Genomic DNA, 19,922 nt, shown 5'->3' with positions numbered 1-19,922 from the left:
ACTATTTTCTATTTCGATGATTGTACTTGAACTATTAAGACTTTCAGTACTACTTGAATTACTATTATTTATAGAAGATTGTTGCTGGGTAATTCTATAATTAGTATGTTTATTTTTTTCTAATAAAGGTTTTTTTCTTCTTTTGGCATTTTATTTTCTCCTTTAAGTATAAAAGTCCTATTTTGTTTTTATAAACAAAATAGGACTTAAAAATATATTTAAACATATATCTGATTTGGATTATATCATTTATTTGATAGTTTTTAAATAAAAAAAATTTTTTATATATAGTTAATAAAAATTAAGTTTTAATTATTTATTTAAAAAATTCAGTAAATGATTTTTTGCTATGACGTTCAAGAAATTTATTAAATTCAATTGTTTTTTCATTTTTAATTTTTTCTAAAAATATATTAACTTCTTTTCCAGTACCTAATGGAATTGTATTAGTGTCAATACCTTTTATTTTTTTAATTTCTTCTAAAAATAAATAACGACTAATAATAGTACTACAAGCGATAGCTAAATACTTACTTTCTGCATTAGTAACAAATTGAACTTTATCTTTAATAATTTTATTACGATTATCTTTCATATTTTCAATGTATTTGTAATATGTATCTTCATTAATATATTGATCAATAACTATAGTATCATATTGAATTCTATGTTGTAACATACGAACTAATGCTTGATTTTCTCCTCAGGTTTTAATAATATTGGGGCTATAACCCGCATCAATTCATTGATTATATTTACGATTGTTAATGATTACTGACTCAAAAATAATTGTTTTCATAATATCTTGTGCTAATTCAATAAATTTACTTTGTGATAAGTCTTTATAATCGCGAATGTTAAGTAAACGTAATTTTTCTAAATTACCCGAACCAATATAAGAACTAATAATAACAAGTGGACCAAAAAAATTATTAATACCAAATTCAGCATTGCCAATGACTGGTGATTGATTTTCATCAAGTTGATTTCAAATTCTACGATATTCTGCAATAATATCCTCTTTAGTACCTTTAAAAATAACTTTTTCTTGATAAATTTCAATTGTTATATTATGATATTGAAATAATTCATAACTACTATTTTTATTATCAACTTTATAGTTTTGGTAGTGTTCTTTAATTAATGATTTTTGTTTTTGATTTAAGTAAAATGTCATTAATATACCACCATCTTTTCAAAATTTATTTGATTTATTGAAATTAATATCACACTTTCTTTCATATTAATTATATAATAAAAACAAGGATTTTAGGGTTTTAACCTTTTATTTTATATAAGGAGTTAACAATGCGTAGTGTAGGTATAGATATTATTGAAGTAAATCGAATAGAAAATATTGAAGAATTTGCTAAAAGAATTTTAAGTAAGAAAGAAATTATACTTTTTAATCAATATTCTTTACAACGTCAACAGGAATTTTTGGCAGGAAGATGAGCATTAAAAGAAGCAATTTTTAAGGCATTACCACAAGAAAAGTTAACATTTAAAAATATTGATATTAGTTATAATCAATATAATCAACCAATAACTATCATTAAGAATTATCAATTACTTTTATCTTTATCACATAATGAAACTAATGCAATTGCAATTGCAATTGTTATTTAATAAAAAGAAAGTAAGGTGTTTTATTAAAATGTATATGATTGATTTAATCTCTAAAAAGAAATTAGGACAAAGTTTAAATAAAGAAGAACTAAAATTTTTAACAGAAGGTATTGTCAATGAAACAATACCAGACTATCAAATTAGTGCTTGAGCAATGGCTGTTTGTTTTCAGGGAATGACTAATGATGAATTAGTAGAATATACAAAAGCCGTTATTAATAGTGGTGAAACCATGGATTTATCACAAATTACTGGTTTTAGTATTGATAAACATTCAACTGGTGGTGTTGGTGATAAAACTAGTTTAGTATTTGGTCCATTAGCTGCTGCTTGTGGATTAAAGGTTGCAAAAATTTCTGGAAGAGGATTGGGTATTACTGGTGGTACTATTGATAAATTGGAAATAATTCCAAATTTTAAATGTGATTTGGCAATATCAGATTTTATTAAAGTTGTTAATAAAGTTGGTATGAGTATTATTAGTCAAACTAGTAATTTAGTGCCTGCTGATAAAAAATTATATGCATTACGTGATGTTTCAGGAACAGTTGATTCATTACCATTAATTGCTGCTAGTGTTATGTCTAAAAAAATAGCAATGGGTGCTGATTTAATTTTACTAGACATTAAATGTGGAAAAGGTGCCTTTGTTCAGGATATAGTAACTGCAAGAAAGTTAGCAAAATTAATGGTACATATTGGTAAAGCTTTTAATAAAAAAATTTATGCTATTATTAGTGATATGAATAAGCCTTTAGGACAAACAATTGGTAATGCACTAGAATTACAAGAAGTTATTTTAAGCTTAAAAAATAAAGGACCAGAAGATTTGAAAATTCTTGTTAGTAATTTAGTAGCTTTAGCCTTATTGGGAGCTAAAAACGTAAAAACCTTAAAAGAGGGTATTGATAAAGCTAATGCTATGTTTACTAGTGAAAAACCACTACAAATTTTTTATGATTTTGTTAAAAGTCAAGGTGGAGATACTAAATATCTTGATAATATTGATAAATTACCACCAGCTAAATATATTATTAAAGTTAAGGCACAATTATCGGGCTATTTAGATGTTACTAATAATTATGCTTTAGGTGAATTATCAGTAATATTAGGAGCAGGAAGAACTACTAAAACTGATATCATTGATCCAGTGGCAGGAATTTATTTAAAACAAATTCATGGTCAAAAAGTTGAAAAAAATAGTGTAATTATGGAACTCCATACTAATAAAGATCAACATTTTCATCAACAATTTTTAGATTTGGCAATTTCTACATTTCAGATTACTAATAAAAAATACGATATTAAACCAATAATTTTAGAAATAATAATGTAATTTAGTTTAAAATTGTTTATAATGTTACAGTATTTTAAAAAATATTAATTAAATGAAATGATAAGGAGCGTTTTTGTGAAATCTTTATTAAAATTACTGGGCACACTTGCTTTAGCAACAACACCAGTTGTAACAGTTGTTGCTTGTGGTAGTGAAAATAATCAAATGACTCCAAGGGATATTCTTAATTTTGCTGCCTCTTTTGTTACTGATAGTAGTGTGCAAATTAAGGCTGATCTTAATTTATCAGATGATACCAATATAGGAGAAATGAAAGGTAAAATTTTTAGCGAATTAGATACTTCTGTGCAAACAGCTATTGGTAACTTTTTCTCTAGTAAACTTAAAGAAAGTACCAATGAACATCCAACAAATTGATATCACCCTGATGCACATGTCAAAATTATGGACTATGTTCCAAAAAAAGATAATGATAATGATGAAAAAGACAAACCTAAGTTTGTTTTACCAACTGGTAGTGAATTAGTCAATGGTCATTTATGAGTAAAAGTGGAAATCTCTTATTTAAATTTACCATCAGTTACTAAAGATATTAAAATTACAATTAATAATGATACAAGTCATACTAGTGATCAAAAAAAAGCTGATGCAATTAGAGACTTTATTAAAGAAGAAATTACTAAAGGTAATCTAAATATTAATGTTGAAAATTTACCAATAACTGGAGAAATTAAAGGAGCAGAAAAAAAAGAAAAAGAAGAAATTGCTAGAACTCAGTTATCATATATTAAACAAAATTTAAATGTTGCCATTAAAGATAAAGTTCAATATTCTGGTTTAAGTTTAAGTTTTGAATTTTCAGGTGATTTTTCAAATGTTCCTAAATCAACTTTATTTAAAATGACAGATCCAACGGTGACCAATAATGATGATAAATCAATTGTATTTAATGGTAATGTTAGTAATATTACTATTGATTTCTTAGTTGGTAATGATGGTAAATCTACTTTTAATACTGGTGATATTGAAAGTACTACTGCTATTAAGATTAACCAAACTTTTGTTGATGCAACAACACAAATTTCAAAAATATTTTCTGACTGAACAGTTGATACAGTAAAGGAATTACCAAAAGCTTCAGATAAGTATTCAGATTATGACAAAGATGGAAAAATAAAAGAACAAGTTATAACAAATGGTTATTTTGCTAATATTAATAAAATTTATAGTATTCTTGTTCCTAAATGAAATAATGTAATAACTATTACTAATCCTGAAAGTGGATTTAATCTTAATCCTAATGAAAAAAATGGTTATTTTAATTTAAACTTTAAATTAGAATATGATCTAAGTAAAGGCTTTCCAGATATAAAGACAACTTCAAAATTTGAAATATCTGCTGAAAATATTCATATTACGTTACGTGAAGTTAAATAATAATATTTAAAAATATAATAACTTTTAAAACTTATTTTAATCATTAAAAAATTAAAAATAAGTTTTTTTATTTATTAAAGATTAATCAAGTACTATTAAATTAAGTTATAATTAATATTAATAAGTATAAAATGATATTGAGGGAACGAGAATAATGTTACAACCAGTAATTACAATTGAATCTTTTCAAGGACCAATGGATTTGCTTTTGCATTTAATTAAAGAAAAAAATATTGATATTTTAGATTTAAATCTAAATGATGTTACTAACCAATATGTTCATTTTATTAATGAAGAATTAATTAAAAACATTGATTTAGTAAGTGAATATTTACCGATTGCTGCTTATTTATTAGAATTGCAATCAAAACAATTATTACCAAAACAAGAACTAGTAGTAGATAGTGCTTATGAAAATGAAGTTAATCGTCAAAAATTAATTGCTCGTTTATTAGAATATAAAAAATTTAAAGAAATAAGTAATTATTTTAAAGAACAGGCTGTATATAGAACCCAATTATTAACAAAAGCACCTAGTGATTTAAAAACATATTTAGTTGATGAAATTACACCAATTTTGGTAAAAAATAATGTTAATAAACTAACACAAGCAATGTTAAACTTATTTAATAGACTACAAAATGAAAATAAATTACCAGTTAATTTAGCATTAAACTTAATTTCAGCTGAAGATCGAGCTAAAGAAATTAAACAGTTACTGAAAAAAAATCCCAAGCAACATTTTACTTTAGAACAATTATTTTTTACTAAAACATTAACTTTACATTATTTTATTATTACTTTTATTGCAATTTTAGATCTTGCAAATCATCAAATGTTACATATTATACAAACTAATACTTTTACTGAAATTACAGTAATTTATCGAGGTGAGAAAAATGAATAATAGCAATTGAAAAACAAACGAAAGATTAGCAGTTTTACAAGGTTTATTATTTATTGCTGGTAATGAAGGCCTTGATTTATTAACACTTGCTGAATATTTAGAATTAACAAAAAAACCAAAAACTGTTGAAAATTTAATTGCATCTTTACAAATGAAATTAAATGATGATGATACCAGTGGTTTAAGTTTAATTAAAGTTGGTAATATTTATAAATTAACAACAAAACCTATTCATTATAATCGCTATCAAGTATTAAAACAACAACCTTTAATACGTTTATCACAAGCAGCTTTAGAAACACTAGCTATTATTGCTTATAATCATCCAGTTACTAAACCACAAATTGAAGATATTCGTGGTGTAAATTGTGATTCTATTATTTTTAAACTAAAAAGTTTAAATTTAATTACCGAGATTGGTCGTAGTGAATTACCAGGAAAACCAATTTTATATGATTTAACTGATGAATTTATGGATCATTTTAATATCGAATCTTTAACTCAATTACCAACTTTGCCTCAATTTAATAACCAAAATGATGAACAAGAAATCTACAATTTTACTAATGAATAATGATTTAGAACGCTTGCAAAAAGTTATTGCTAATTCTGGAGTATGTTCACGACGAAAAGCAGAATTACTAATTATTAATGGGCAAGTAACAGTTAATGGGCAAATTATTACAACGTTAGGTTTTAAAGTTACAAGTAGTGATGTTATTAAAGTTAATAATCAAATTATTAAGCAATCTAATCATATTTATTTAGCATTTTATAAACCACCTAATTGTTTAACAACAGTAAGTGATCCTAAAAATCGACCAACGGTAATGAATTATTTTACTAATATTAATAGTAGAATTTACCCAGTCGGTCGTTTAGATTTTGATACTTCAGGTTTGTTGTTAATGACTAATGATGGTGAATTTACTAATGCTATTATTCATCCTCGTTATAAAATAGATAAGGTATATGAAGTATTGGCAAGTGGTATTTTGTCATCAAATGCTATTAAAAAACTACAAGACGGTATTATTTTATCAACTTCATTTACAACTTCTCCTGCTATTGTTAAAATAATTTATAAAAATATAAAAAAAGAAAATACTTTACTACATCTGACTATTCATGAAGGACAAAATCAACAAGTTAAACGTATGATTAAAGCAGTAGGAAGTAGAGTAATTACTTTAAAGCGTTTACAAGTTGCTAATATTACTTTAAAAGGTTTAGCAATGGGTGAATATCGTTATTTGACAGAAGAAGAAGTAACAACATTGATGAAATTGAGTCAAAAGAGTTAAAATAAAAGAATAATTTATTTTTTAAATATAACAACTTTTTATATTTTCTGGGTTTGTCTTTATATCAAAAACCTTATTTATTTCAATAATATTATCAGCAAAATCTTTTACTGTTTTTATTTCGTCTTGTAATTTTTTATTTGTAATAATATCATTTTTAAAATTTTTCAGTATTTCAATAAGATTATTTAAGTTTTGAAATTTATTTCTTTCTTTAGCAATAGCGTATTTTTGTTTTTCACAGATTTTAATACCGATATCTATTCAATCTTGTAATTTTTTTATTTTTCATTTTTGATTTGGAGTTATTAATGGTGGATTTTGATAATTGTTAATTGCATGATACATGCTTGTGTTAAAAACCATTATTCTTAATCCATTATTACTTAATTCTTGGTGAAAATATTTATTTAAGTTACCTTTATTATTTAAAAGATAATTAATAGCATTATGTGTTCCGCGATCTCAATTTCTTATAATTTTTTGAAAAAAAACTCAACTTTGTATTATTGGATTTATAGGTCTTTGACTTTGAAGAATAAAATATTTAACACTTCTGAAACGAATACTTTCTGATGTAGCTAGAATTACTCCTATTAATGAGCATTTAATTTGATTTTCATTTAAGTTAGAATTTGTTAACAATAAAAAATCATTATGTATTGTTTGTCAAGAATAATTATTATGTGCCTGGAGTCCATTACTTGCTACATAACTCCCTACAAAAGGTAAAGATTGGCAAAAAATATTTTTTATATTAGGATTTATTAATGTGCTATCTTCAAAATAATAATAAGTTGTTTCAAAAGTAAATCCTTGTAGGTATAAACTTTTTGAACAAAAAAATAATTTTAACGTTTTTTGTTCAATATTTACAGTAATTGAAAAGTAATCATATTGTGCTTTTTGATTTATATAATAAAACTCTGAGTTAGCATTTGAACCATATGTATTTGGCATTTTAATAAAATAGTTTCTATATATAGTTCTTTAATAATATGATTTAATTTTTTAAAAAATATTATAGGATTATCATTTAAAACTTCTAAAATTGTTATTGTATGAAAAATACTTGAGTTGATTATTTCTTCTTCATCAAATTTTTCTTTTTCTTTTCAATCTTTTTTTTCAAAATTTGATTTTTTTGGCATATTTAATTTTCCTTTCAAAATAAAAACCCATTTACTTTTTATGAAAGTAAATGGATTAAAAACTAATATTTAGTTATATACAGTATAGAAAATAAAAAAAATTTGTCAACTTTAGAATCTTTTATATTATTTCAAAATAAGTCAAATTTCAAAAAAAGTAATAATAAAAACTTTAATAGTGTTAAAAGCATTTTTTATGTTTTTTAGATAATCATTTATTATTATTATTTATAGTTTATTTTAAAAATTAAAATAAATGAATTTTTTTGAAAGGAAAAAAAATGAAAGAAGAACATTTAAAAGAGATAAATGAAAAAATATTAAATATAAAAAAATTATATAAACGTAATAATGAAATTTTAAATGAAATCATATTTAATAGAAATAACTATTGTGACGAAGAGATAGATATGATAAAAGATTCAATTTTAGAACAAAATTATAATTTTCAAGAAATAAAAATTCAACTTTTAGAACATCAAAATTTTTTATTAAGTAAAAATATAAATAATGAATTCTTAGTTAATAATCTTGAGTTAGAATTATCAATCAATAAATTTTGATATAAATTTTCTATTAAACTTTATAAAAAAGAAAAAGAAATAGTTAAATATTGAAAAGAACAGTATTTTGAATGTTATAAAAAACAATTTTTTGTAAAGAAAAACTTAGAAAATGATAATAAAATATCAAATTTTGTTATTAAAAAAATTAATAAAGATGTACAAAATATTTCGATTTCAACTCCTTCATTAAAAGTACATACATTAAAAATGTAAAATATATAACAAACTATTTTTTAATAAAATCATTTAAAAATCTAGAATTTAATTTTTTTTAAATTATGATATAATCACTTTAAAATAATTATTAATTTTTTACAATAGACATATTCCGTAATTAAATTTTTTAAAAGTCAATTATAATTTTAAAATTTATTTTATAATTTTGTTATTAACAATAAATTTAGAAAAGTGTTGATAAAAATGATTTTTGAAAATTTAAAAAAATTAAAAAATGAAGAATTTTACAGATATTTTGGTATAAAACGTTTTCATTTTAATGAAATGTTAGAAAAATTAATTGAAATAGAAAAATTAGAAAAAAATAAAGGTCGAAAAAATAAACTTTCAGTAGAAGAAAGATTAATGATGACTTTATTATACTGAAAAGAATATTATACTTTTTTTCAAATGAGTATTAAATCTAAAATGAGTCCATCAAGTTGTTTTCGAAATATTACTTGAGTAGAAAATAAACTTAGTAACCACAAAGATTACCAATTTTTAAAAGAAAGATATAAATTAAAAATTGATAAAAAACAAGAAAATTCAAATGAATTTCAATTTTATTTAATTGATTCAACTGAGATTGAAATTGAAAGACCAACTAAAAAAAACTACAGTTAGAATATTTTTTTGGTAAAAGTTGAATGTATTCTATAAAATTTCAAATTGTATATGATTTTTTTAATAAAAAAATTGTTGATATTTTTGCTGATAATGGTAAAGTGCATGATTTTCAAATATTAAAAAATTCAAATCTTGAATTTTCAGAAAAAACAATAATTATTGGTGATTTAGGATATCAAGGTATACAAAATATTTATAAAAATACAATAATACCAATTAAAAGAACTAAAAATAAAAAATTAACTAAACAAGAAAGAAAATACAATAAGATTGTATCTAAAATTAGAATTAAAGTTGAACATGTCTTTGCTTGATTGAAAAGATTCAAAATTTTAGTAAATAAATGTAGAAAATCTAAATTTAGACTTATGTACTTAAGATTTAACTTACTTTGTGAAATTTTTAATAAAATAAAACCATTAAAATAAAAAAAATATTAAAAATATTTTTTTAAAATTTAAATTTTTATCGAGTTAATATAAAAATATTATTAACAATTTTTTGTTTAAAATGTAAACTCATTTTTTAAACTATTTTTTCAAAAAATATTTATTTCTATATTCAATAACACTAAATAGTTTTAAAACAATTTTATTGACAATTAATTAAATTTAATTACGGAATATGTCCAATATTTAAATGAGGGCCAACCACCGGGCCAACCACCATTTGTCTTTTAGATAAGACAACTTTATTATAGTCCTCAACATTAGTATAAATATTCAATTTAAATTTAACTAAAAATAATAAAATACGCATTCTTTTAACTTGAACAATATATTCTACTTTTTCACGTGCTTGTTTTGGTATTCTATCGGGGTGTTGTTCAATCATATACATAATTCCATTAAAATTATGACCTATCAATTTACAAAACATTCCTAAACTTTCTTGTGTTTCTTTAAATTCGGGTGATAAATCATTACTATTAATTTTTAAACCTAATTCATCAAAAACAAGCATATCATTCTCTTTAAAAGCATAATTACTATTTAATTGATTAAATTTAAAAACATCATCATAAGAACAACGATAACTATACTCATTACGCACTTTAATAGGAATAGGACTTACTACCCTATCTTTATGTTTTTGTGCTAAACAACAAGCAAGGGCAGATTTACCAGTACGTGGTGGTGCTGAAATAATATAACTACCTACACGTTGTAATATCTTTATATTTTTTCTAGTTATTAAAAATGGATAAAGTATTATTAATAATATAACTCCTAAAAGTAAATAACCATATCAAGGCATTATTTCAACTCCTAACCAACTAAAAATCCAACTGCTTTTAAAAATACTCATAATGTTAAAACTTGTTCTAAACCACTAGTAAAATCAACATTTAAAACAGAACTAATAGTATCATCAAAAATACGTCTCAATAATCCGTCAAGTTTAGTAAAAAATTCTCTTAATGGTTCCACGGGTAAAACTTTACCAACAACACCATATAGTACTCACCTAAAAGCATTACGCAAATGACCAAAAACATCATATCAACTAACACGTTCATACTCAGGGTTAAAAGGACTATTTGGTGGTACTGGCGTAACTTTTTCGCTTGAAAAAATATTAATTTGACCAAAATTTAATTGTGGTGAAAAAGTTGGTCTAGTTGATTCACCATGAACATCAAAAAATACTGTTAAATGTCTTAAATTTGGAACACGAATAGGCATAGTAACAAAATTATATAAATCTTGCTGATAAATATCATTATCAACTTTACCTTTAAAAACATATTTTGTATCACCAACATTATCTAAAAAACTAAAAACAAAATTAGCAGTAAAAGTTTTAAAATATTCATATTCAAAATAAAACATAAAACCTTGAATATAAAAACTTAAAGGTTTATCAATTTCAAAATTTAACTGTGTTTGAAAATTTATAATTCTTTTACCAGTATTAACAAAATTTAAATTATTAGTATTATTCTTTGCAACATAATTATGATTAAACATGATACGTGAAAATTCATCTAATTGTTTTCTATTAAAAGTATAAACACCAGTTCCCATATCTATCATTTGTGATGGAACACCAACTGTATCACTATAATAATAACATGTATAAATACCCTCACCATTTCCAATAAATTCACCACTAACTAATTTTAAATCCGGTTGGTCAACATCAAAATAAGCAGAATTTCATGGAATTGTTGCTCAATCATCAAAACTATGGTATTTAACATGTTTAACCATTTCTTTTGTAATATCATAATTAACAACATTAGGGTCATTTGAAGCAATTAAACTAGTCGGTGCTTGAACAGAAGTATTTACAACAAAAAATAATTTAGCAAACTTAAATCACATAATTATTTACCAAATAAACATTTTAAAATTCACCATGAACCATAAAATAAAACAAATCCAATAAAAAATTGTGTTCCATAAACTACTAAATTTCATAAAATAGTAGTAAAATCATCAACTGGATTACCTATAAACATAGTTCAATAATCAACGATACATTGATGTATTTTATTGTAAATTTCTTTTCTAAAACACTCATACTTAACACCTACCCAAATAATGACCTAAAAACAAATTTAATAGCACGATAAATAAAATTAAAAAATACACCTAATACTAATCAAAAAGTCAAATTAAACAAAATATAAACTTCATCAGTAATATTAAGACATATTCCGTAATTAAATTTTTTAAAAGTCAATTAATAATTTTAAAATTTATTTTATAATTTTGTTATTAGCAATAAATTTAGAAAAGTGTTGATAAAAATGATTTTTGAAAATTTAAAAAAATTAAAAAATGAAGAATTTTACAGATATTTTGGTATAAAACGTTTTCATTTTAATGAAATGTTAGAAAAATTAATTGAAATAGAAAAATTAGAAAAAAATAAAGGTCGAAAAAATAAACTTTCAGTAGAAGAAAGATTAATGATGACTTTATTATACTGAAAAGAATATTATACTTTTTTTTCAAATGAGTATTAAATCTAAAATGAGCCCATCAAGTTGTTTTCGAAATATTACTTGAGTAGAAAATAAACTTAGTAACCACAAAGATTACCAATTTTTAAAAGAAAGATATAAATTAAAAATTGATAAAAAACAAGAAAATTCAAATTAATTTCAATTTTATTTAATTGATTCAACTGAGATTGAAATTGAAAGACCAACTAAAAAAACTACAGTTAGAATATTTTTCTGGTAAAAGTTGAATGTATTCTATAAAATTTCAAATTGTATATGATTTTTTTAATAAAAAAATTGTTGATATTTTTGCTGATAATGGTAAAGTGCATGATTTTCAAATATTAAAAAATTCAAATCTTGAATTTTCAGAAAAAACAATAATTATTGGTGATTTAGGATATCAAGGTATACAAAATATTTATAAAAATACAATAATACCAATTAAAAGAACTAAAAATAAAAAATTAACTAAACAAGAAAGAAAATACAATAAGATTGTATCTAAAATTAGAATTAAAGTTGAACATGTCTTTGCTTGATTGAAAAGATTCAAAATTTTAGTAAATAAATGTAGAAAATCTAAATTTAGACTTATGTACTTAAGATTTAACTTACTTTGTGAAATTTTTAATAAAATAAAACCATTAAAATAAAAAAAATATTAAAAATATTTTTTTAAAATTTAAATTTTTATCGAGTTAATATAAAAATATTATTAACAATTTTTTGTTTAAAATGTAAACTCATTTTTTAAACTATTTTTTCAAAAAATATTTATTTCTATATTCAATAACACTAAATAGTTTTAAAACAATTTTATTGACAATTAATTAAATTTAATTACGGAATATGTCTTTAGTTTGATTTAAAAATATACCAATATCATTACTAGAAAATATAAAAATAAAATGCAATATACTAATAACAAAATTAGACATAATTAATCACCAATACCAAAGTCACGAGTTGAACTACCAGTAAACTTATTACCGCCAGCACCACCTTTAAACTTACCTTGTTGTTTATTTCTTGTTTTTACTTTTTCAACACGTCTTTGATAACTCTTAGCAATTTGTTGACCAGCACCAACACCCAAAGAAACAGAACTTTTACCAATAAACTTAACAGCATATCCTAAACCTAATGTTGGTAACATTAATTCAGGTAAAATAACCCTAAATGCAAATCTAAGTAAAATCAAAAATATCATCAACGTACCCAAATTAAAACCTAAATCACCAAGTGGAAAACTAAAAAACTTCATAAAAATTGAAGCAAATAAATGCATAACGGTTGTAATAAAAGGTATAAACATAATTTTACTCCTAATGTCTTGTAAATCTAAATAATCCTAAAATTAAATAAAATACAAAACTAACATTTATTAAAGCGAGAATAGGCAAAGGTAAAGTGTATAAACTATCATAAAAGAACGACTTAATAAAAAGTGTTACAGTATGTAACCCAGCAAAAGAACTTAAATACTGCATATAAATAGTTTGGACATATTCCGTAATTAAATTTAATTAATTGTCAATAAAATTGTTTTAAAACTATTTAGTGTTATTGAATATAGAAATAAATATTTTTTGAAAAAATAGTTTAAAAAATGAGTTTACATTTTAAACAAAAAATTGTTAATAATATTTTTATATTAACTCGATAAAAATTTAAATTTTAAAAAAATATTTTTAATATTTTTTTTATTTTAATGGTTTTATTTTATTAAAAATTTCACAAAGTAAGTTAAATCTTAAGTACATAAGTCTAAATTTAGATTTTCTACATTTATTTACTAAAATTTTGAATCTTTTCAATCAAGCAAAGACATGTTCAACTTTAATTCTAATTTTAGATACAATCTTATTGTATTTTCTTTCTTGTTTAGTTAATTTTTTATTTTTAGTTCTTTTAATTGGTATTATTGTATTTTTATAAATACTTTGTATACCTTGATATCCTAAATCACCAATAATTATTGTTTTTTCTGAAAATTCAAGATTTGAATTTTTTAATATTTGAAAATCATGCACTTTACCATTATCAGCAAAAATATCAACAATTTTTTTATTAAAAAAATCATATACAATTTGAAATTTTATAGAATACATTCAACTTTTACCAGAAAAATATTCTAACTGTAGTTTTTTTAGTTGGTCTTTCAATTTCAATCTCAGTTGAATCAATTAAATAAAATTGAAATTAATTTGAATTTTCTTGTTTTTTATCAATTTTTAATTTATATCTTTCTTTTAAAAATTGGTAATCTTTGTGGTTACTAAGTTTATTTTCTACTCAAGTAATATTTCGAAAACAACTTGATGGGCTCATTTTAGATTTAATACTCATTTGAAAAAAAGTATAATATTCTTTTCAGTATAATAAAGTCATCATTAATCTTTCTTCTACTGAAAGTTTATTTTTTCGACCTTTATTTTTTTCTAATTTTTCTATTTCAATTAATTTTTCTAACATTTCATTAAAATGAAAACGTTTTATACCAAAATATCTGTAAAATTCTTCATTTTTTAATTTTTTTAAATTTTCAAAAATCATTTTTATCAACACTTTTCTAAATTTATTGTTAATAACAAAATTATAAAATAAATTTTAAAATTATTAATTGACTTTTAAAAAATTTAATTACGGAATATGTCTAAAGAAAAGAACAATTAAATGAATATCAAAAGATAAATAGCAATATCCAAAATGAATTAAAAAATGATATTAAACAATTTTTAAATAATGATGAAAAGAACAAAACCAAAATATTAACAAAAAATAGAAAAAAAATAAAAAAAATAAAAATTAAACTTAATAAAATTAACATTCTACAAAAAGAATTAAAATATGAAAATAAAATATTAAAATTAGAAAACGAAATTAAACAAGAAAAAATTGAAAATGGTAAAAAAGTTAAACAAATATATGAAGAAATTTTGACAATAAATAATAATTATTATTATATAACAACTTTTATACATAATAATCAATCAATTTCAGAAAAAATAATGTTTTTTCATAACTTTGATAATGATAATATACAAATATTAACTCAAACAAAACAATATAAAAATTTAAGTCAATACAAAAATGATCTTTTATTAATAAATAATAATAATAATTTTGATAGAATACCAATCAAAGAGTTTATAAAAGAACAAACAGAATGTAAAGAAAAACCATCTATAGCGGAATTCACAATGTGGGGTGTTATTTCAGTACTTTCTGTTGGTGTTCCAATATTGATTTCTTGTTTACCCTTTGTAAGGAGGGAAATTGTAACAGAATTAAAAGACAAACTTATAGTTGGTTTAATTTCAATTACGCTTGGCTTATTTATTAAAACTGCTGCAACAACAGTTTCAACTGCAATAAAAAAAGTTGATTCGTGAATTTATAATAAAATGTTTAAAAATCAAGAAAAAATTGAAAAAGATAAAAAAGAATTTAAAACAATAATTAGAGACTTGACAAGTGATAAAGTAGAAACTCAATTAGAAAGACAATTTAATATTTTAAAACAAGAATTAGATAATAGGAAAAAGCAAAAAATAAATAAACTATTAAGTAATAAAACAACGTGAGAAAACCCAGATAAAGCAAAACCAACAGTTACTAATCCTGTTGCTAAAAATTTTGATTTAAGTGTTATAGTTAATTCTTCTGATATACAACCCCCAATTAGTCCAGTAACAAAACAACGAAGTTATTCAATATAAAATATTGTTTTAAAAATAATTTTAATAGTTTTGTTAAAAAGAGTAAAATTATATATTTTTTTATATTTACATTTATAAAAAATATATAATTTTACTGAGTATTTAAAGGGTAGAAAAAATATTCAAAAAATAATAAAGGAAGTAAAAAATATGCCATGAGAACCATATGAAAAATGAAGTACAAAAGATAAAGATTCACTTGCAAAAAAATAGATGAAGTAAATAATAGTTTTGGAAAAGAAAAAGAAAGAGAAAGACGAGGAAAAGTTGCTGCTACATAAATGATAAACCTTTAGTAAACATAGATAATAATGCTACTACTAAAGTTGCAAAATGTATTATTTTATAAATAATTAAAAACTACTTAATTAATTAAGTAGTTTTTAATTTAGTTTCATGATAAAAGAAAAAAGAAATTTTATATTTTATAAATTAAAGATGATAGTTAAAACTTGTTAATTTGAGTTTTACCTTATGTTATAATCAAATTAGAGGTGGACTATGGAATGCTACTTTACTAACCATAAAACTAATAGTATTTTAATATTAGATGAAGAAGATAGTAAACATCTAATTAAAGTATTACGTCATAAAATTAATGATGAAATAGTTATTATTCATCAAGAACAAAAATATTTAACAAAAATTATTGAAATTACATCAGTTATTAAATGCGAAATTATAAAAACAGTGCCAAATAGTAATTCAGAATTAAGATGTAAAATCACATTAGTAATATCGTTATTAAAAGAACAAAAATTTGATTTAGTCATTCAAAAAGCAGTAGAATTGGGAGTTTATCAAATTGTGCCATTGCAGTTAAAACGATGTGTTAGTATTTTAACAAGAACAAAAGCAGAACAGAAAGTTTTACGTTGACAAAATATTGCAAAAGCTGCTGCCAAACAATCAAATCGCAATTTAATTCCGATTGTTACACCCGTTGTTTTTGATTTAAAACAATTAGAACGATATCGGTCTCATCTTAATTTGGTTGCATATGAAAATTCATCAGAAACTAGTTGGATTAGTCAAATAAATAATAAATTATCATCAATAACAATTATAGTTGGACCCGAAGGAGGAATAACTAAAGAAGAAATTGCAACTTTAACACAACTTAATTTTAGTAATATTAGTTTAGGAAAATTAATTTTACGTGCCGAAACTGCACCTTTATTTTTAATGTCAATCATTAATTATGAAACAAGTTTAAAAAGTTAAAGGAGTACAAGATGATTAGAATTGGTATTATTGGAACTGGAAAAATTGTTCAAAGATTTATAAAGCAAGCGTTAACTAATAAAAAAGTTAAAATAACTTGTATATATTCAAGAAGTTTAGATAAAGCAGAAACATGAGCAAAAAAATATAATATTGCCCATAGTACTGATGATTTAAATAAAATGATAGAACATATTGATGCTATTTATATTGCTTCACCAAATGGTTTGCATTACAAACAAAGTAAATTATTTTTAAATAATAATATTCATGTTTTAGTATAAAAAACTATTACTTTTACAGTTGAAGAAGTTAAAGACCTAATTTTTTTAGCAAGAAGTAAAAAATTAATTTTATTAGAAGCTTATGTTACTGTTCATTTACCTATTTTTTCTAAATTAAAAAAATTAGTTCATGAAATAAATCCAGAAGTAGTTAACCTTAATTTTAATCGTATTTCTTCAAGAATGCCATCAGTTGAAAAAGGAATATATGATTCTGTTTTTGATAAAGATTTTGGTAAAGGTGCAACTTATGATAGTTTAGTATATCCATTACAATTAGTATTGTATTTATTAGGTAAAGTAAAAACAGTTAAAGCGATGGCAATTAAATTACCTAATGGTGTTAATTTAAGTAATCATGTTATTTTGAAGCATGAAAATGGAACTATTACTACTATTACTTGTAGTAAAGGAGTAACCTCTTATGCACAAAGTGAATTTATAGGTCATAATAGTAGTCTTGTTTTATCACAAGTTCATCCATTAAGTGGAATTAAGGTTTATACTAAAAACGGAATAAAAGAAATCGCAGATAATACTAATGAAGAAAGTTTAATGACATATGAATTAAATGATTTTGTAAAAATGATTAAAAATAAAGATTATTTAAGTCGAGATTATTGATTAAATCATAGTTTAATGAATCTTGAAGTTATTGAAGCAATTATTAAAAGTGAAAATGAATTAGGAGTTGAAGTTTATGAAAAGTAATATTAATTTAAATGAATATATTGATCATACATTATTAAAACCAGAAGCAACATTATCAATGATTGATACATTATGTAAAGAAGCTAAAATTTATTATTTTAAAGCAGTTTGTATTAATCCATTTTATGTTAATCGTGCTGTTACTTTATTAAAAAATAGTAATGTTAAAGTATGTACAGTGGTTGGTTTTCCATTGGGTGCCAATACTACACAAACTAAAGTAGCAGAAACAATTAGTGCGATTAAAGATGGTGCTCAAGAAATTGATGTTGTTATTAATATTGGTGCATTAAAGGATAATGATCAAAAACTTGTATTGCAAGATCTACAAGCAGTTCGTAATGCATGTCCACAAAATATTATTTTAAAAGTAATAATTGAGTGTAGTTTATTAACAACAGAACAAAAAATTATTGCTTGTCAGTTAGTAACTAAAGTAAAAGCAGATTTTATTAAAACTTCAACTGGTTTTGCTAATGGTGGTGCCACGGTTGCTGATATTAAATTAATGAAAGCAAATATTGGTCCTCATGTTGCAATTAAAGCTTCTGGTGGTATTAAAAATCAAGATGATGCAATGGCGATGATTAATGCTGGTGCTACTAGAATTGGTACTAGTAATGGTGTTGCTATTATTTCAGGACAAGAAACTAAGGGTGGTTATTAATTAATGTAAATCAACAATTATATACTAAATATAAAAGAAAGAACAAAATATCTAAAACAGAAAATGAGAAAACAATAATCATTAACTTCATTTATTTATTTATTTATTATCTTTAAATAATTAAAATCAATTTATGAAAACTAATAATTTTGATAAAAATTGATATTTAAGGATTGTTTTTAAAGAAGTTTTTTCTTTAATAGACAAAATTATTTTTGAAAAATGCTTATATTATTTTTTAAAAAAGATTGATTTTGATAGGAAAATTATTGAAAATAATACTGTTTAAAAATATTTAACATTGAATTTACTAAGCAAAGATAATTAATCATCATTACAAAAAGTCATCAGAAATAAAAAAGTCTTTCTTAATGATATGGCAGTTTTTCAAAATATTTTACTTAGTAATTAAAATATAACAAAAATTGAACAATTCATTTCAATTTTGAATAGGAATTGTTCAATTTATAATAAATTTAAAGATAGAATTAATCTGAACTAGTACTTTGCAAAACAAATATGTACAGGTTTCTAAAAAACCTCTTTCATTCTTTTATTTAGAGATCTTTGCTTTGATAGTGTACTGTAAAATCTCATTTATTTCAATCGCCATCTCTATTTGTTTTGACTACTAAACCTTGTGATCCATCTGTTGGTAATTTTGTTCAAAAATTTCTTATTTCTGGAAAGTTTTTATAAAGAATGTTAAAACCTGTTTCTATATCTGTAAGTCAAATATTTGATTTAGTATTATCAATTCGTGGAAACCTTCTTAGTTCTTCAAAAAGACGAGCTTCTGTAGAAACATTTGAAACATAAATATCTATCAAATTTTTAAATGTAAAATAATCAATTCAAATTTTTATATAATTTGCTTTCGTCATCCTATACTCTACTTCAAATGCTAAACAATTGGGAATCTCATCTTTTCATTTTGATGAATATTGCTTTTCATTTTGATTGAAAGTATTTTGTTCGTTTTTATTTTGTTGTGACATAATTGTTTTTACTCCTTGTTAATTTTATAATTTAAAAAAATCATATACAATAAAAGTTACTAATGAAAGTTACAATTTTTTTATCTAAATTTATTTAAGTAACATTAATAAATATAGTATTAAAATTTTTTTAATTGAAAATAGTATAATTAAAGGTGATAATATTTAAAATATAAATAAGAATGATTTTATTTCTCCATTTTATGTTAAAGGAAAAATTATC

Annotated in this window: 27 protein-coding genes; 17 read left to right on the top strand and 10 right to left on the bottom strand. The window is 22.3% G+C overall.

Annotation, left to right across the window (positions count from 1 at the left end):
* Positions 1–316 precede the first annotated feature (316 nt).
* A complete protein-coding gene (locus tag AAHM89_RS09015) occupies positions 317–1,177 on the bottom strand; it encodes a ribonuclease HIII (protein ID WP_252319664.1) in 861 nt (286 codons plus the stop codon).
* Between the two features lie 131 nt (positions 1,178–1,308).
* Between AAHM89_RS09015 and acpS the strand changes: the two genes are divergently transcribed.
* From acpS to AAHM89_RS08985, 6 genes are all read left to right on the top strand, one after another.
* Positions 1,309–1,629: a holo-ACP synthase gene (gene acpS / locus AAHM89_RS09010; RefSeq protein ID WP_174479919.1), complete on the top strand. Its 321-nt coding sequence runs from the start codon at positions 1,309–1,311 to the stop codon at positions 1,627–1,629.
* 28 nt (positions 1,630–1,657) lie between these two features.
* Positions 1,658–2,965: a thymidine phosphorylase gene (locus AAHM89_RS09005; protein WP_342266117.1), complete on the top strand. Its 1,308-nt coding sequence runs from the start codon at positions 1,658–1,660 to the stop codon at positions 2,963–2,965.
* Positions 2,966–3,040: 75 nt separating this feature from the next.
* Positions 3,041–4,363 carry a hypothetical protein gene (locus AAHM89_RS09000; protein ID WP_342266116.1) on the top strand — a complete coding sequence of 441 codons (1,323 nt, stop codon included), beginning with the start codon at positions 3,041–3,043 and terminating at the stop codon, positions 4,361–4,363.
* A 154-nt stretch (positions 4,364–4,517) separates the two neighbouring features.
* Entirely contained in the window at positions 4,518–5,270 is a 753-nt protein-coding gene (locus AAHM89_RS08995; RefSeq protein ID WP_252319677.1) for a segregation/condensation protein A, read from the top strand.
* The gene (gene scpB, locus AAHM89_RS08990; RefSeq protein ID WP_286641535.1) at positions 5,263–5,844 is read left to right on the top strand and encodes an SMC-Scp complex subunit ScpB; all 582 of its coding nucleotides are present in this window, start codon (positions 5,263–5,265) and stop codon (positions 5,842–5,844) included. Before AAHM89_RS08995 ends, scpB begins: the two co-directional genes overlap by 8 nt.
* Positions 5,837–6,574, top strand: a complete 738-nt coding sequence (locus AAHM89_RS08985; protein WP_338973748.1) for a pseudouridine synthase — start codon at positions 5,837–5,839, stop codon at positions 6,572–6,574. Before scpB ends, AAHM89_RS08985 begins: the two co-directional genes overlap by 8 nt.
* Before the next feature lie 21 nt (positions 6,575–6,595).
* Here the strand turns inward: AAHM89_RS08985 and AAHM89_RS08980 are convergent, their stop codons facing one another.
* Together AAHM89_RS08980 and AAHM89_RS08975 are read right to left on the bottom strand one after the other, a co-directional pair.
* Positions 6,596–7,534: a ribosome-inactivating family protein gene (locus AAHM89_RS08980; protein ID WP_342266114.1), complete on the bottom strand. Its 939-nt coding sequence runs from the start codon at positions 7,532–7,534 to the stop codon at positions 6,596–6,598.
* Positions 7,486–7,725, bottom strand: coding sequence for a hypothetical protein (locus AAHM89_RS08975; RefSeq protein WP_342266113.1), 240 nt, complete (start codon positions 7,723–7,725; stop codon positions 7,486–7,488). Before AAHM89_RS08975 ends, AAHM89_RS08980 begins: the two co-directional genes overlap by 49 nt.
* Before the next feature lie 281 nt (positions 7,726–8,006).
* Here AAHM89_RS08975 and AAHM89_RS08970 point away from each other — a divergent pair, with 281 nt between their 5' ends.
* The 3 genes from AAHM89_RS08970 (at position 8,007) to AAHM89_RS08960 (ending at position 9,565) form a co-directional block, all read left to right on the top strand.
* Positions 8,007–8,504: a hypothetical protein gene (locus tag AAHM89_RS08970; protein ID WP_338959305.1), complete on the top strand. Its 498-nt coding sequence runs from the start codon at positions 8,007–8,009 to the stop codon at positions 8,502–8,504.
* A gap of 207 nt (positions 8,505–8,711) precedes the next feature.
* Positions 8,712–9,134 (top strand): transposase family protein, encoded by a 423-nt coding sequence (locus tag AAHM89_RS08965; protein WP_339045912.1) that lies wholly within the window; start codon positions 8,712–8,714, stop codon positions 9,132–9,134.
* 23 nt (positions 9,135–9,157) lie between these two features.
* Positions 9,158–9,565 (top strand): transposase family protein, encoded by a 408-nt coding sequence (locus AAHM89_RS08960; RefSeq protein WP_339045908.1) that lies wholly within the window; start codon positions 9,158–9,160, stop codon positions 9,563–9,565.
* 187 nt (positions 9,566–9,752) lie between these two features.
* Here the strand turns inward: AAHM89_RS08960 and AAHM89_RS08955 are convergent, their stop codons facing one another.
* Genes AAHM89_RS08955 through AAHM89_RS08945 form a run of 3 tightly spaced genes read right to left on the bottom strand, consistent with a single transcriptional unit; the run spans position 9,753 to position 11,601 of the window.
* The gene (locus tag AAHM89_RS08955; protein WP_342266112.1) at positions 9,753–10,394 is read right to left on the bottom strand and encodes a hypothetical protein; all 642 of its coding nucleotides are present in this window, start codon (positions 10,392–10,394) and stop codon (positions 9,753–9,755) included.
* 11 nt (positions 10,395–10,405) lie between these two features.
* The gene (locus AAHM89_RS08950; protein ID WP_342266111.1) at positions 10,406–11,464 is read right to left on the bottom strand and encodes a hypothetical protein; all 1,059 of its coding nucleotides are present in this window, start codon (positions 11,462–11,464) and stop codon (positions 10,406–10,408) included.
* Between the two features lie 2 nt (positions 11,465–11,466).
* Positions 11,467–11,601, bottom strand: a complete 135-nt coding sequence (locus tag AAHM89_RS08945) for a hypothetical protein (RefSeq protein ID WP_342266110.1) — start codon at positions 11,599–11,601, stop codon at positions 11,467–11,469.
* 291 nt (positions 11,602–11,892) lie between these two features.
* Between AAHM89_RS08945 and AAHM89_RS08940 the strand changes: the two genes are divergently transcribed.
* The 3 genes from AAHM89_RS08940 (at position 11,893) to AAHM89_RS08930 (ending at position 12,746) form a co-directional block, all read left to right on the top strand.
* Positions 11,893–12,111 (top strand): hypothetical protein, encoded by a 219-nt coding sequence (locus tag AAHM89_RS08940; RefSeq protein WP_339046964.1) that lies wholly within the window; start codon positions 11,893–11,895, stop codon positions 12,109–12,111.
* Positions 12,101–12,247, top strand: coding sequence for a hypothetical protein (locus AAHM89_RS08935; RefSeq protein WP_342266109.1), 147 nt, complete (start codon positions 12,101–12,103; stop codon positions 12,245–12,247). The genes AAHM89_RS08940 and AAHM89_RS08935 overlap by 11 nt, the downstream gene beginning before the upstream one ends.
* Positions 12,248–12,338: 91 nt before the next feature.
* Positions 12,339–12,746: a transposase family protein gene (locus tag AAHM89_RS08930; RefSeq protein WP_339045908.1), complete on the top strand. Its 408-nt coding sequence runs from the start codon at positions 12,339–12,341 to the stop codon at positions 12,744–12,746.
* Positions 12,747–13,033: 287 nt separating this feature from the next.
* Here AAHM89_RS08930 and AAHM89_RS08925 read toward each other — a convergent pair whose 3' ends face one another.
* The 3 genes from AAHM89_RS08925 to AAHM89_RS08915 all read right to left on the bottom strand — a co-directional run bounded on the left by AAHM89_RS08925 (position 13,034) and on the right by AAHM89_RS08915 (position 14,649).
* Positions 13,034–13,408 carry a hypothetical protein gene (locus AAHM89_RS08925; RefSeq protein ID WP_342266108.1) on the bottom strand — a complete coding sequence of 125 codons (375 nt, stop codon included), beginning with the start codon at positions 13,406–13,408 and terminating at the stop codon, positions 13,034–13,036.
* Between the two features lie 388 nt (positions 13,409–13,796).
* Positions 13,797–14,204 (bottom strand): transposase family protein, encoded by a 408-nt coding sequence (locus AAHM89_RS08920; protein WP_342266107.1) that lies wholly within the window; start codon positions 14,202–14,204, stop codon positions 13,797–13,799.
* Positions 14,205–14,295: 91 nt separating this feature from the next.
* Positions 14,296–14,649, bottom strand: coding sequence for a transposase family protein (locus AAHM89_RS08915; RefSeq protein WP_342266106.1), 354 nt, complete (start codon positions 14,647–14,649; stop codon positions 14,296–14,298).
* 455 nt (positions 14,650–15,104) lie between these two features.
* Between AAHM89_RS08915 and AAHM89_RS08910 the strand changes: the two genes are divergently transcribed.
* From AAHM89_RS08910 to deoC, 5 genes are all read left to right on the top strand, one after another.
* A complete protein-coding gene (locus AAHM89_RS08910; protein WP_342266105.1) occupies positions 15,105–15,815 on the top strand; it encodes a hypothetical protein in 711 nt (236 codons plus the stop codon).
* 501 nt (positions 15,816–16,316) lie between these two features.
* Entirely contained in the window at positions 16,317–17,039 is a 723-nt protein-coding gene (locus tag AAHM89_RS08905) for an RsmE family RNA methyltransferase (RefSeq protein ID WP_342266104.1), read from the top strand.
* A gap of 11 nt (positions 17,040–17,050) precedes the next feature.
* A complete protein-coding gene (locus AAHM89_RS08900; protein ID WP_342266103.1) occupies positions 17,051–17,323 on the top strand; it encodes a Gfo/Idh/MocA family protein in 273 nt (90 codons plus the stop codon).
* A gap of 183 nt (positions 17,324–17,506) precedes the next feature.
* Positions 17,507–18,034 carry a Gfo/Idh/MocA family protein gene (locus tag AAHM89_RS08895; protein ID WP_342257309.1) on the top strand — a complete coding sequence of 176 codons (528 nt, stop codon included), beginning with the start codon at positions 17,507–17,509 and terminating at the stop codon, positions 18,032–18,034.
* A 1-nt stretch (position 18,035) separates the two neighbouring features.
* Complete coding sequence (gene deoC, locus AAHM89_RS08890; protein ID WP_425289703.1) at positions 18,036–18,701, top strand: deoxyribose-phosphate aldolase; 666 nt, start codon at positions 18,036–18,038, stop codon at positions 18,699–18,701.
* 557 nt (positions 18,702–19,258) lie between these two features.
* Here deoC and AAHM89_RS08885 read toward each other — a convergent pair.
* Positions 19,259–19,699: a hypothetical protein gene (locus tag AAHM89_RS08885; RefSeq protein WP_338959615.1), complete on the bottom strand. Its 441-nt coding sequence runs from the start codon at positions 19,697–19,699 to the stop codon at positions 19,259–19,261.
* Positions 19,700–19,922 lie beyond the last annotated feature (223 nt).

Source organism: Spiroplasma endosymbiont of Villa modesta (genome assembly GCF_964030925.1).
Taxonomy (GTDB): Bacteria; Bacillota_I; Bacilli_A; order Mycoplasmatales; family VBWQ01; genus Spiroplasma_E.
Note: the sequence above shows the minus strand (reverse complement) of the source record. Positions and strands in the feature narration are given on the sequence as shown.